This is a genomic window from Streptomyces omiyaensis, assembly GCF_014650895.1.
In the GTDB taxonomy this organism is placed as follows: Bacteria; Actinomycetota; Actinomycetes; order Streptomycetales; family Streptomycetaceae; genus Streptomyces; species Streptomyces omiyaensis.
In genome coordinates this window covers 316,831-328,704 of the sequence record NZ_BMVV01000004.1, presented here as the reverse complement: position 1 = coordinate 328,704, position 11,874 = coordinate 316,831, and the positions used below count along the sequence as shown (strand labels likewise).

Here is an 11,874-nt window from a genome sequence, read left to right as displayed (position 1 = left end):
GACGTGGAGACGTGCCGGTTCAGCCGGTGAGTCCAGCGAGCTGAGTGCGTAGCGTGACCGCGGGCGGGTAGGTGGCTCCTACGGCGGTGACGTGCTTCCAGTGCAGGCGGCCGTGGCCGTTGATGATGAACACCGAGCGGCGCAGTCCGATCAGGGGTGCGCTGATCCCGAAGGACTTTGCCACCGTTCGTGCCTCGTCGGACAGCAGAGGCATGCGCAGCGTGCGGCTTCGGGCGAACATCTCATGACTGTCGACCCCTTGCGGGCTGATGCCCCATACGGTGGCCCCGGCGGACTGGAGTTCGGGCAGGCCGTCGGAGTACGCGCACAGCTGCGCGGTGCATACCGTGGTGTCGTCGCCGGGGTAGAAGGCGAGGACAAGTGGCTTGCCACGCTGCTCGCACAGCGTGTAGTCGCGGCGGTGGAAGGTTTCGCCGTCCAGGTGCCCGCCGGGCAGGCGGAAGTCACCGACGATGTCCCCGATTTTCGGGGTGGGGGCCATGAGGGACCTCGATTCGTTGCTCGGTGCAAGCGTCTGGTCAGGCGGGCAGGGTCATCAGGAGCAAGGGGTCGGTGGTGGGCTGGGGGGAGCCTCCGGCGGGTTCGAGGGTGAGGCCGACGGCGCCCGCGTCGGCGGGGTTGCCAGTCAGGAGGACGGTGCCGTCGTGGTCGATCAGTCCGGCCGGGCGCATCGTGCCGTCGTGGTCGAGCCACAGCTGGTAGGTCTTGCCGGAACCGGGTGCGGGCAGGTTGGCGGCGGTGAAGGCGGCCTTGTTCTGCTGCTCGGAGGAGACCACGGTGGTCAGCGCTCCGTTGGCGGTCTTGCCGTGGACGGTACGCGCGTCCGGGGCCGCCAGGACGGCGCTGACCGCGTCGAGCTGCTGCTGGGCCTGCCGGGCCTGCTGTTCGAGGTCCTGTCCGTTCTGCGTCTGCCTGATCGCGACGCCGCCCAGAGCGGCCGCGGCCACACTGGCAGCGAGCGCCAGAGGCACGGCCCGTCGGCGCAGGATCCCGCCGAGTACGGGCGCCGCGCTCGGCGCGGGGATGCGCGGGGGTAGCTGGCGCACCTCGTCGATGGCGGCCATGACCTGGGCCTTGGCCGCGGCGGGCGGTGGCTGGGCGACCGCCGCCGCCAGGCGTGCCGTGGTCGCCTGGAACTCGGCGGCTTCCTGCCGGCAGGCCTCACACGCCCGCAGGTGAGCGTCGAAGTCCTTGCGCTCGGCGTCGTCGAGTGCGCCCAGCGCGTAGGCAGCAACCAGGGTGTGGGCATCGGTGGCGTGGTGTTTCATGTGGTCACCCCCATGCAGTCGCGGAGCCGGATGAGCCCGTCGCGCATGCGTGTCTTGATGGTCGGAAGAGGCGTGCGCAGGGCTTCGGCGACTTCACGGTAGGTCAGCCCCCGGTAGTAGGCCAGGGTCACCGCCTGCCGTTGCAGTTCGGTCAGGCCGCGCAGGCAGCGACGGACCTGCTCGGACTCCAGGCGGGTCTCGACCTGTTCGGTGACCTCGTCGAAGGCGGTGGTGTGCTCGCGGGCGGCCTGGGCGTGCTCGCGGTCGGCCGCGGCCTGGGCGGAGCGGACGCGGTCCACGGCCCGGCGGTGGGCGATCGTCGCCGCCCACGCTGTCACAGCGCCGGCCTCGGACCGGTAGCGGGCGGCCTGCCGCCACAGGTCGATCATGACTTCCTGGGCGACTTCCTCGGACTGGGCCCGGTCGCGCACGACTTTGACGACGATGCCGAAGACCAGCGGCGCGAGGGCGTCGTACAGGACGGAGAAGGCGCGTTTGTCACCCTGCGCGACCTGGTGCATGACGTCGGAGAGGTCGGTGCCGGCGTGGTCGGCGGGGCCGCGCGTGCCGAAGGGGATCGGTTGGTTCACCTGTGCTGCTCCGGCCGTGGGGAACAGGCGCAGCGGAGGCCTGGTGAGGCCGTCGGGGGGCGGGGCGTCCATCGCATGCCGGTCCTTTGCCGTCGCTCGGTCGGATCGGACTGTCCGGTGACGGTCCGGTCGTCTGAACCTTTGGGGGGTGTCGTCGGTTCTTCGTAGCGGACGGGCGTGTGGATGGGTGGGCAGTTCGTCAGCCGCGCCGCCTTTGTGTAACCCGTTCGAGGGGAGCCGGGCGCAGCGGCCAAGCCGGAGAGTGCGCCGCGGCGAAGACCGGTCGTGAGGAGAGCAGGGCGCTGTTCTTCTGCTCCCCACACCGGCCGTGTGAGCTGCACGGCCGAGGCACCCTCTTGGGAGGTAGTTCACATGGTTCGTGTACGGCACGGTCTGGCGGTGGCCCTGGCGGCCGGCGCGGTGGTCGTCGGCGGCGCGTCGATGGCATCGGCAGATGCCGGTGCCCAGGGTGTGGCCGCTTACTCGCCGGGGGTCGGCTCGGGCAACCTCATCCAGGTTCCCATCCACATCCCGGTCAACGCCTGCGGTAACACCGTCAGCGTGATCGGGCTGCTGAACCCGTCCTTCGGCAACACCTGCGTCAACGCCTGATCGAGCACCGCGAAGAGCCCCGGTCCGCCGCCGACAAGACGGGGTCGCGCGGACCGGTGATCCGCCCGGAAGGCAGTGTGCTCCGGCCGGGTCAGCTGCGGGCGGCTGTCGGCACAGCCGCCCGCGGCACCACGTCCTTTCCGCCTGGGCTACCAGGTGAGGACCGCGATGACCTGCTTGCCTCGGCTGGCGGGACTGACGAAGACGTCCGCCCCCAGCGCTTGGATGATCTTCAGCCCCCGGCCTCCCGGTTCCTCCCGCTGCGCGTCGCGGTGACGGCCTGACAGGTCTGCCGTGCCGTCGCTGACGGCGATACCCGCCCGTCCCGGCTCCAGGCTGAGTGTGAGCGCGTAGGGTCCGGCCGCGTGCAGCACCGCGTTGCCGACCAGCTCCGAGACGATCAGCACGAGATCCTCGGCGATCTCGCGCGGGCAGGAGCTTGCCTGCTGCGCCAGGAGCCGTGCCGCAGCCTGACGGGCCTGGCGTGCTGCCTGTCCGCCAGGGGGCAGCGGGACGTGCAGCGTGCCTGGGTGCCCGCAGGTCGCGATGGCGGTGTCCATGATCGTTCATTGCGGTGAGCGTTCCGTGACCGTAGACCGGGTGAAGGGCAAGGCGGTGATCCTTGCTGCGGCGGCTTGCCGACCGCCGTCGCCGGCGTCGTGGCTGAAACTCCAGGGCTGCTTGCATGGATGATTCGTGCTCGACTTCCTGCCGGATTGCCCATATCTGCGAAGACCTGCGAGCGGCCGTCCGGGTGATGTCCGGCTCTGCCTCCCATCCCGGTTCTGGTGCCGTGCCGAATCGGAGACGGAGTGCAATCCCGGGCGCCCGTGCTCTGCTGCCGCCGCCGTCCGCAGGGCGTGCCCGGCAGCAAGGACAGAGAGATGGCTTCGTGCTGAGGCTCAACCGTGCAAGGTCGTTCGCCGTAGTGCTGCTGTGGCTGGTCCTGGCTGTCGCCGCCGGGCCCTACACCGTTCGGCTCGAAGAGGTCACGCAGGCCGGCCAGGAAGTGCAGCTGCCGGCCGGGGCCGAATCCGCCCGGGTGGCCGATCTGCTCAATCCGGCGGGCGCCGAAGATCCGCTGCCTCTCGCCGTGATCTGGACCCCCCGTACCGAGGGTGAACGGATCTTGCCGGACCAGCAGGAGGAGATCCGTCAGGTCGCCTTCCGTCTGGCCGACGGCGCTGCTCCCGTCCTCGCCCAGGACGGCCGGGCCATGACCGCCGTGATCACCGCCGGACCTGCCGACCTGCCCGCCGAGCTCGCGCGCATCCGCGAGACGGCCGCTACGGCCGCCTCGACAACCGTGCACCTGGCGGGCCCAGCAGCTGCTCAAGCCGACCTCGACGGCGCCTTCTCACAGACCGACGGCACCCTGCTGATCGTCGCCCTCGGCGGCGTCCTGGTGATCCTCCTCCTCGTCTACCGCAGCGTGCTGATGCCGCTGCTGGCCACCGCGGCCTCGCTGCTGGCCCTGGCAGCAGCGTGTGCCGCCTTGTACACACTGGCACGGTCGGGCCTGCTGCAGGTCGACGGCCAGACCCAGGGCATCGTGTTCGTCCTCGTCGTCGGCGCCAGCACCGACTACGCCCTCCTGCTGGCCGCCCGCTACCGCGAAGAGCGCACCGGAAAGCCTGACACCTCTACGGCGATGAAAGCCGCCTGCCGCGCCACCGCGCCACCTGTCCTTGCCAGCGCGGCGACCATCGCCTGCGCCATGATCACCCTCGCGTTCAGCGACCTGCCCGGCGAGCAGGCCCTGGGGCCTGCGGTGGCGATCGCCATGGCCTGCTGCGCCCTCGTGTCCCTGACCTTCCTGCCGGCCGCCCTCATCCTGTGCGGCCAACGGGTGTTGAGGCCTTCCTCCCCGCGGGGGACGGCCGCGATGTGGACGAGGATCGCCCGCGCGACGGCCCGGCGGCCCCGCCGCGTCTGGGCCGGCTGCTTGCTCGCGCTCGTCGCGGGGGCGTCATTCGCTCCGTTGCTTTCCCAGAGCGGCGTTCCGCTGCACCAGGCTCTGCCTGCCGGCGCGCCCTCGGCCGCCGGGCACGAGGTGATGGCGCGCCACTTTCCGGCGGGGACCGCCAGCCCCCTGGCGATCGTCGCCTCCGCCGCCCAGGCAGCCGACGTGCGCGACCGGATCTCCGCCACACCTGGTGTGGCGGCCGTCGCCGCACCCTTGCCCGGTCCCGAGGGCAGGTCACAAATCCTCGCCACGCTGATGGACGCCCCGGACAGCGCCATCGCCCGCAACACGGTGGACCGGCTGCGCGGCTCGCTGGCCGGGACCGGGGCGCTGGTCGGCGGTCAGAGCGCGCAACTTGCCGACCTGCACCAGGCGTCCGTGCGCGGCCACCGGTTGATCATGCCCCTGGTCCTGGTCGTGGTTCTGGCCGTTCTGATTGTCTTGCTGCGTTGTTTGCTGCTGCCACTGCTGTTGGTCGCGGCTGCCTGGGTCAGTCTGTTCACCGCGTTCGGTGTTGCCGCCCTGCTCTTCCGGCTGGTCTCCGCCAGCGCGGCGACCGAACCGGCCGTGGTGCTGTTCTCCTTCGTCTTTCTCGTCGCACTCGGCGTCGACTACAACATCTTCCTCGTGCACCGGATCCGCGCCGAAGCAGTCCGCCACGGCACGTTGGCGGGGGTCCAGCGCGGAGTTCAGACCACGAGCGGAGTCATCAGCGCCGCGGGACTCATCCTGGCCGCCACCTTCGCCGCGCTCACCGTGATGCCCCTTCTGTACCTCGCCCAGATCGGCTGCGTCGTCGCCATCGGCGTCCTCATCGACACCCTTCTCGTGCGGCTCTTTCTCGTCCCCGCCCTCATCCTCGACCTCGGCCACTGCGCCTGGTGGCCCACGCGCTTGACCCGTGACATCGCCCTTTCCGCTAGCGGCCCTCAACCTGCCCAAGGCGTTGATGCAGCCGGCCGGCCGGCGACCTCCGCGTCCGCGCCGTGAAGGCAACCCAGAAAGAAGAGTTCACTCTTTTGGAGGTCGAACCAATCCGCCCGGCGGGGCACGCCGAATGGCGGGTGTGAGCAGCTTCCGCAGGACCCTCTTCCGCGCCGCACGGGGCGCGCTGGCCGGGCTTCTGGCCGCCTTCACGGCCTTGGCCGTGGCCGAGCTGGTCGCTGGACTGGTGCGGCCGGCGGCCGGACCGGTGACGGTGGTGGGCGGCGCGGTGATCGACCGGACGCCGGCGGCCGTGAAGGACTTCGCGATCCGCACGTTCGGAGAGAACGACAAGACGGTTTTGCAGCTCGGGATTCTCGCGATCCTCGCCCTCATCGCCATCGGCCTGGGCATCCTCGCCCTGTCGCATCGGCGCATCGGAGCCGCGGGCGTGCTGCTGTTCGGAGTCATCGGGGCCGCAGCCGCCTTCGGCCGTCCCGATTCCAGAGGCCTCGGTGACGTACTGCCCTCCATCGCGGGAGCGGTCGCGGGAGCCGGCGTGCTGTACCTCTTGGCGTCCAAAGCCCTCCCCGCCCCAGCCCCGGTCGGCGAGGCCGGCCAGTCCGACGCTTTGTCGTGGGACAGGCGCGGCTTCCTCACCGCGGCCGGCGCGACCGCCGCGGCGGCCATCACGGCCGGAGCGCTGGGACGGTTCTTCACCAGTCGACAAAGCCAAGGTGCTGTCGCCTCCCGCGAGGCCCTGGTCCTGCCCAAACCCTCCTCTCCCGCCCCCGCTCTCCCGGCCGGCGTCCAGCTGAAGGTCCCCGGCATCACAGCCTTCACCACCCCCAACCGCGATTTCTACCGCGTCGACACCGCCCTGACCGTGCCCAAGGTCGACGCCGGCACCTGGCGGCTGTGGATTCACGGCAAAGGGGTCACCCGGCCGCGCACCTACACCCTCGACCAGCTCCTGGCCCGCCCCCTCATCGAGCGGGACATCACCCTGACCTGTGTCTCCAACGAGGTCGGCGGCCCCTACATCGGTAACGCCCGCTGGCTGGGTGTCCCCCTCGCCGACCTTCTGAAGGAGGCCGGCGTGGTCCCCCCGTCGCGGGGCGGGAAAGCGGATCAGCTGGTGGCGCGGTCGGTCGACGGTATGACGCTCGGCTCGCCGGTCGAGGACGTGATGGACGGCCGGGACGCGATGCTCGCGGTCGGCATGAACGGCGAGCCGCTCCCCTTCGACCACGGCTTCCCGGTCCGGATGCTCGTCCCCGGCCTGTACGGATACGTGTCGGCCTGCAAGTGGATCACCGACATCGAGCTCACCACGTTCGACGCCTACGACCCGTACTGGGTGAAGCGGAAGTGGGCCCGCAAGGCGCCTATCAAGACACAGTCCCGTATCGACACCCCCAAGCCGTTCGCCCGCCCGGCCGCCGGCATCGTCACGGTCGCCGGGGTCGCCTGGGCCCAGCGCCGCGGCATCACCCGGGTACAGATCCGCATCGACGACGGACCGTGGCAGGACGCCGACCTCGCCGCCCAGGCAGGCACCGACACCTGGCGCCAGTGGACCTACCGATGGAACGCCACCCCCGGCGGCCACAACCTCACCGTCCGCGCCACCGACGGCACTGGCCAGGTCCAGACCGAGCAGCGCACCCGGACCATTCCCGACGGGGCGAGCGGCTGGCACAGCGTCTTCGTCACCGTTTCCTAGACCACCCAGACGGCCCGCCGGCTACGCCCACGGGCAGCACTACCAACCAAACCACCACTCCGCAGAGACAGCCCTTCAAGGAGCAAACCATTATGAACAGCCTGAAGATCCGCCGTACCGCGATCGCCGTCGTCGCAGCCGCCGCGCTGCCCTTCTCCCTGGCCGCGTGCTCCGACTCCGGCAGCGACACCAAGGCAGCCCCCACCGCGGCCGCCGGCGACCAGGCGAAGACGGAGACGAGCACGCCGTCCGAGGAGCCGATGACCGACGACCAGCCCTTCGGTCCGGCCTGTGCCGGGGTGCCGAAGGAGGGCGCGGGCTCCTTCGACGGCATGGCCAAGGACCCGGTCGCCACCGCCGCCTCCAACAACCCGGCCCTGTCGACCCTGGTCACCGCCGTCAAGCAGGCCGGCCTGGTCGACACCCTCAACAACGCGGAGAACATCACGGTCTTCGCGCCGACGAACGATGCCTTCGCCAAGATCCCGAAGGCGGACCTCGACAAGGTCCTCGCCGACAAGGCCACCCTCACCAAGATCCTCACCTACCACGTCGTCGGCGAGAAGCTGACGCCGAAGCAGCTGGAGAACGGCTCCTTCGAGACCCTCCAGAAGGGCATGATCACCACCAAGGGCTCCGGCGAGAACTACACCGTCAACGACGTCTCCAAGGTCGTCTGCGGCAACGTCAAGACCTCCAACGCCAACGTCTACATCGTCGACACCGTCCTCATGCCCAAGTAAACGCCGCCCCAGCAGCAACGCATGCCGCCGCCGTGCCCCTTCGCCTCGAAGGGGCACGGCGGCGGCATCGCGGCCGCCGCCGCAGAGTCGGACCGTGTGCCCCCCTGAAGGGGTGTGTGTTCGATCGCTGGATCGCGCTCCGATCGTCGGAGATCATTTCTGGCGCTGCACGGGCGATACGGGGCCCCCAAGTGCTTGAGGGCATCGCGTGCAGACCCCCGGCCGGCGTGACGTGGAGCGGCCTCTCCGAGCGGTTCGGGCCACGGCAGACTGTTCAACGACGGTTCGCTCGCTGCCCGGCGAGCCGCGCCTTCAGTTGCGTGCTGGCGGTGACTCAGTCTCCGGGGCGGAGATGGACTGGCTGGTCGCAATCGATATCTTCCGTGAGGGATCCGTCGCTTGAACGCCGACTGTGTGTCGCACCGCCGCGCCGTAGCGGTCTGTACTCCGCCTCGCCCGATGCATGTCTGTTCCCCCTGCATGTACGTCCGGTCGATTTCAGGGAAGCGGACGGCGTTGGGCTGTGGGTGGGTGTGGCGGTAGGACTTTTGACGGCCAATCGGGCGGTTGGGGGCTGCAGAGCCCATCCTTTGCGGCAGGGGGTGTCGAAGCATCCACAGACTCGCCCCCGTCGTGGGTGCGGGCTGTTGATCGATCGGAGTCCTCTCGTGCGTACACGCATCGCCACCACCGTCACGGCTGCCGCGGTGGCTGCTGCTCTGATGTCGCCCGTGCTGGCCTCGGCCCACACGGGCGATGCCGGACCCTTCGGCCCGGGGAACCGCGCCGCGGGCCACAGCCTGGTCAGCGTGGGCCTGACGACGGACCAGCGTCTGGTGGGCTTCGACGTCCACAAGCCGTCCGAGACCTGGGCGCTGGGGAAGGTCTCCGGCCTCCGCGGCGACACCGTGCTGGTCGGCATCGACTTCCGGGTCCAGGACGGCAAGCTCTACGGCGTGGGTGAGAAGGGCGGCATCTACACGCTCAGCAGCAGCGCCAAGGCCGTCAAGGTCTCCCAGCTGACCGTCGCCCTTCAGGGCAAGCACTTCGGCGTCGACTTCAACCCCGCCGCCGACCGCCTGCGCGTCATCAGCGACACCGGCCAGAACCTGCGCCACAACGTCAATGCCCCCGCCACCCCCACCGCCGTCGACGGCACGCTCACCAACCCCACCATGCCGCCCTCCACCGCTCTGGGCGTCACCGGCGCCGCATACACCAACAACGACCTCAACGCGGCAACCGCGACCTCGCTGTTCGACATCGACACCACCAACGACCGCGTCTCCCTGCAGTCCCCGGCCAACGCCGGCACCCTGGCCCCCACCGGAAACCTCGGAGTGAGCGCCGGCCCGTCGGCCGGATTCGACATCTACTACAAGAGCTCCGACGGCTCCAACCGGGGCTTCGCCGCCCTGTCCACCGACGGCAAGCAGCGCTTCTACAAGGTCAACATCCTCAACGGCCGCGCAGACCTTGTCGGCGCCTTCCCCGCCGGCCGGCAGGTCGTCGACATCGCCCTGCCCCTGGACCAGAACTGACGGGCCCACACGCGGACGGTCAGTCGCCCCAGCGCCTTTCGGCCCCTGCTCGCGAGCCTGGGCCCGATGACGCCTGGCAGCCCACACCCGTCTCCGGCCTCGAAGTACGCCATGAGCCGGGCAGGAGCGAGACCCGGCTCCTGGGATGGGAAGGACTCCTGCTGGCATCACTGATCTGCTGCCTCGGAGACTGACCACATCCTCAGACACAGCGCCCCCTCCTGCAGGGGGCGCTGCGCTGAGCCCAAGCCTCATCTGGCGCGGAAGCCGACTTCCTCTGGTCATGTCCGGCTGCTCCCGTACGGCCGCCAGGTACCGCTGCCGCTGTTTCTCTTATGCACTAGTTCAGGTGGCGGACCGTCACTGAGGAGCTGACGGTGGGCCATGTCGCCGCGTATGGAAGCAGACAACGGTCTGCTGACGCAGCGGATGGAAGGAAGCGTTTGATGCGCTCTGCCCGCATTCTCTTCGCCGCCACCGCCACGGCCGCCGCTCTGGCCCTCACCACGCCCGGCGCATACGCGCTTACGGCCGGGGACTGGGACAAGGACGACTCCGCCCACAGCCAGAAGCGTGACCACGACAAGCCGCACGGCGGGATGCACACGGGCTCCGGCGCCTTGTCCCTGATCGGTGGCGACGACTGGTCCAAGGACGAGCACGGCAAGAAGGAGCACCACAAGAGCGACAAGGACCACGGCAAGCCGCACGGCGGCATGCACACCGGTGGCGGCGCGCTCACCGCGGTCAGCGGTGACGACTGGTCGAAGGAGCATGACAAGGGCGGCAAGCATGAGAAGGACCACGACAAGCCGCACGGCGGGATGCACACCGGCTCCGGCGCCCTGTCCCTGATCGGCGACGACTGGTCCAAGGACAAGCACGAGAAGAAGGACCACGACAAGCCGTACGGCGGTATGCACACGGGGGCGGGCGCACTGTCCGCGGTCAACGCCGATGACTGGGGCAAGCCCGAGCAGCAGAAGCCGGAGGGCTACAAGCACGACAAGCCCAAGGGCGGCATGCACACCGGTGGCGGTGGCCTCGCGGGGGACAGCGTGAGCCTGTCCGGTGCGCTGGTGCTGGCGGCCGGGGCGGGCGCGTTCGTTCTCTACCGCCGTAAGAAGACTGCCGGCGCGTCCGCGTGATAGCCGACCCGGCGCAGGGGCTGCCGCACTGAGGGCAGCCCCTGCGCCGTGGAAACCGTCTCTGCTCGCCACGCGACCCCGGATCCGCCATGCCCGATGAGAAGACGTCTGTGAAGCAACCCCCACCCGACTCCGCCGGCGAAGATGCCTCCCGCCGCTGGCCGGCACGATGGGTTGCGCCCACGGTGTTCTGGACGACGGCACTCGCCGCGCTCCTGGTCCTTTTCGGACCGAAGACTTTCACGCAGGACGAGGCTGACACTCCACGATCCGAGGCATCCTCCACGGCCCTGTCGGCCCCCGTCGGCGCCTCGACACCTTCCCGCGCGCCCCACCAGGCCCCGCCGGGAACCGGACCGACGTCCAGTCCCGCCATGTCCCGAGCGATCCCTACCCGCCTGAAGATCGACAAGATCGGCGTAGACGCTCCGTTCACCGACCTGGAGATCGGGCCTTCAGGGGCCCTGGATCCACCCCCGGCCGACGACGTCAACCTCGTCGGATGGCACGCCGCCGGCATCGCTCCCGGCGAGCGGGGGACCGCGCTTATCGCCGGCCACCTGGATACGGCCACTGCACCGGCCGTCTTCGCCCGGCTCGGCGAACTTCAGGCCGGCGACTCCTTCGAAGTCACGCGCGCCGACGGCACCACCGCGGTCTTCCTCGTCGACTCGGTGGAGAGCTTCAGCAAGGACGACTTCCCGAACCAGCGCGTGTACGACGATACCCCCGACGCCCTCGTCCGGCTCATCACCTGCGCAGGCCCCTACGACCGCACGGCCAAGGACTACACCGAGAACCTCGTCGTCTTCGCCCACCTGCAACCCGCCGACTGACCCCCTGCTCCCGCACAACCACCCACACTGGCCAGCGCCTGCGGTCAGCACGCCCCCGCCCATGCACGCGCGTGAAGCGGGCAACCCGCAACAGTTCGAAAGGCCCGCCACCCTGGGGGGTGGCGGGCCTTTCGATGCGGGCTCTCCAGTGGCCTCCTACGGCACGTTGAGCCGGTCTCAGAATGCCTTGTAGGTCGGGCCGCCGCACTCCGAGCGGGTCGATCGGGCACCCTCTCGCGCAGGCGACGTGTGCCGAGCGGCACCAGCAGCACCTCCCGACCATGGTCGTCGGCTCTGGCGCTGAGCAACCGCGATGGTCCCGGCCGAGACCGAGGAGGCGCGGGGCTGCCCGCGATGACGGTGTGGTCATGGCTACGAGGAGCGATACCAGCCGTGGGTTGTGCCGGACTCGCGCTGACAGAATCACACGGACGTAGACGGCCACGGCTGCTGCAACTTCGTTGCAATAAAGGCGTGTTGTCTCGTTTGGCCTAACAGC

General features: G+C 69.9%; 11 protein-coding genes. 7 read left to right on the top strand and 4 right to left on the bottom strand.

Annotation, left to right across the window (positions count from 1 at the left end; all coding sequences use genetic code 11):
* Positions 1–19: 19 nt before the first annotated feature.
* The 3 genes from IE287_RS09615 to sigK are packed head-to-tail and all read right to left on the bottom strand — an operon-like array spanning position 20 to position 1,951.
* Positions 20–502, bottom strand: coding sequence for a peroxiredoxin (locus IE287_RS09615; RefSeq protein ID WP_189848499.1), 483 nt, complete (start codon positions 500–502; stop codon positions 20–22).
* Positions 503–539: 37 nt separating this feature from the next.
* On the bottom strand, positions 540–1,289 hold the full coding sequence (locus IE287_RS09610; RefSeq protein WP_189848498.1) for an anti-sigma factor: 750 nt from the start codon (positions 1,287–1,289) through the stop codon (positions 540–542).
* Positions 1,286–1,951, bottom strand: coding sequence for an ECF RNA polymerase sigma factor SigK (sigK, locus tag IE287_RS09605; protein ID WP_189848497.1), 666 nt, complete (start codon positions 1,949–1,951; stop codon positions 1,286–1,288). The genes IE287_RS09610 and sigK overlap by 4 nt, the downstream gene beginning before the upstream one ends.
* A 300-nt stretch (positions 1,952–2,251) precedes the next feature.
* Between sigK and IE287_RS09600 the strand changes: the two genes are divergently transcribed.
* Positions 2,252–2,491: a chaplin gene (locus IE287_RS09600; RefSeq protein WP_189848496.1), complete on the top strand. Its 240-nt coding sequence runs from the start codon at positions 2,252–2,254 to the stop codon at positions 2,489–2,491.
* 149 nt (positions 2,492–2,640) lie between these two features.
* Here the strand turns inward: IE287_RS09600 and IE287_RS09595 are convergent, their stop codons facing one another.
* Positions 2,641–3,051 carry an ATP-binding protein gene (locus IE287_RS09595; protein ID WP_189848495.1) on the bottom strand — a complete coding sequence of 137 codons (411 nt, stop codon included), beginning with the start codon at positions 3,049–3,051 and terminating at the stop codon, positions 2,641–2,643.
* A gap of 332 nt (positions 3,052–3,383) precedes the next feature.
* Between IE287_RS09595 and IE287_RS09590 the strand changes: the two genes are divergently transcribed.
* From IE287_RS09590 to IE287_RS09565, 6 genes are all read left to right on the top strand, one after another.
* Positions 3,384–5,447, top strand: a complete 2,064-nt coding sequence (locus IE287_RS09590) for an MMPL family transporter (RefSeq protein WP_229883368.1) — start codon at positions 3,384–3,386, stop codon at positions 5,445–5,447.
* 67 nt (positions 5,448–5,514) lie between these two features.
* Positions 5,515–7,107: a molybdopterin-dependent oxidoreductase gene (locus IE287_RS09585; protein ID WP_189848494.1), complete on the top strand. Its 1,593-nt coding sequence runs from the start codon at positions 5,515–5,517 to the stop codon at positions 7,105–7,107.
* Between the two features lie 92 nt (positions 7,108–7,199).
* Positions 7,200–7,850, top strand: a complete 651-nt coding sequence (locus IE287_RS09580) for a fasciclin domain-containing protein (RefSeq protein ID WP_189848493.1) — start codon at positions 7,200–7,202, stop codon at positions 7,848–7,850.
* A 668-nt stretch (positions 7,851–8,518) separates the two neighbouring features.
* Positions 8,519–9,391, top strand: a complete 873-nt coding sequence (locus IE287_RS09575; RefSeq protein ID WP_229883367.1) for a DUF4394 domain-containing protein — start codon at positions 8,519–8,521, stop codon at positions 9,389–9,391.
* Positions 9,392–9,837: 446 nt separating this feature from the next.
* Positions 9,838–10,539: a hypothetical protein gene (locus IE287_RS09570; RefSeq protein WP_189848492.1), complete on the top strand. Its 702-nt coding sequence runs from the start codon at positions 9,838–9,840 to the stop codon at positions 10,537–10,539.
* An 89-nt stretch (positions 10,540–10,628) separates the two neighbouring features.
* The gene (locus tag IE287_RS09565; RefSeq protein ID WP_189848491.1) at positions 10,629–11,375 is read left to right on the top strand and encodes a class F sortase; all 747 of its coding nucleotides are present in this window, start codon (positions 10,629–10,631) and stop codon (positions 11,373–11,375) included.
* The last annotated feature ends 499 nt before the right edge of the window (positions 11,376–11,874 follow it).

Coding starts and splice junctions, on each gene's coding strand:
- IE287_RS09615 (WP_189848499.1), bottom strand. CDS start 502: ATGGCCCCCACCCCGAAAATCGGGGACATCGTCGGTGACTTCCGCCTG.
- IE287_RS09610 (WP_189848498.1), bottom strand. CDS start 1,289: ATGAAACACCACGCCACCGATGCCCACACCCTGGTTGCTGCCTACGCG.
- sigK (WP_189848497.1), bottom strand. CDS start 1,951: ATGGACGCCCCGCCCCCCGACGGCCTCACCAGGCCTCCGCTGCGCCTG.
- IE287_RS09600 (WP_189848496.1), top strand. CDS start 2,252: ATGGTTCGTGTACGGCACGGTCTGGCGGTGGCCCTGGCGGCCGGCGCG.
- IE287_RS09595 (WP_189848495.1), bottom strand. CDS start 3,051: ATGGACACCGCCATCGCGACCTGCGGGCACCCAGGCACGCTGCACGTC.
- IE287_RS09585 (WP_189848494.1), top strand. CDS start 5,515: ATGGCGGGTGTGAGCAGCTTCCGCAGGACCCTCTTCCGCGCCGCACGG.
- IE287_RS09580 (WP_189848493.1), top strand. CDS start 7,200: ATGAACAGCCTGAAGATCCGCCGTACCGCGATCGCCGTCGTCGCAGCC.
- IE287_RS09570 (WP_189848492.1), top strand. CDS start 9,838: ATGCGCTCTGCCCGCATTCTCTTCGCCGCCACCGCCACGGCCGCCGCT.
- IE287_RS09565 (WP_189848491.1), top strand. CDS start 10,629: ATGCCCGATGAGAAGACGTCTGTGAAGCAACCCCCACCCGACTCCGCC.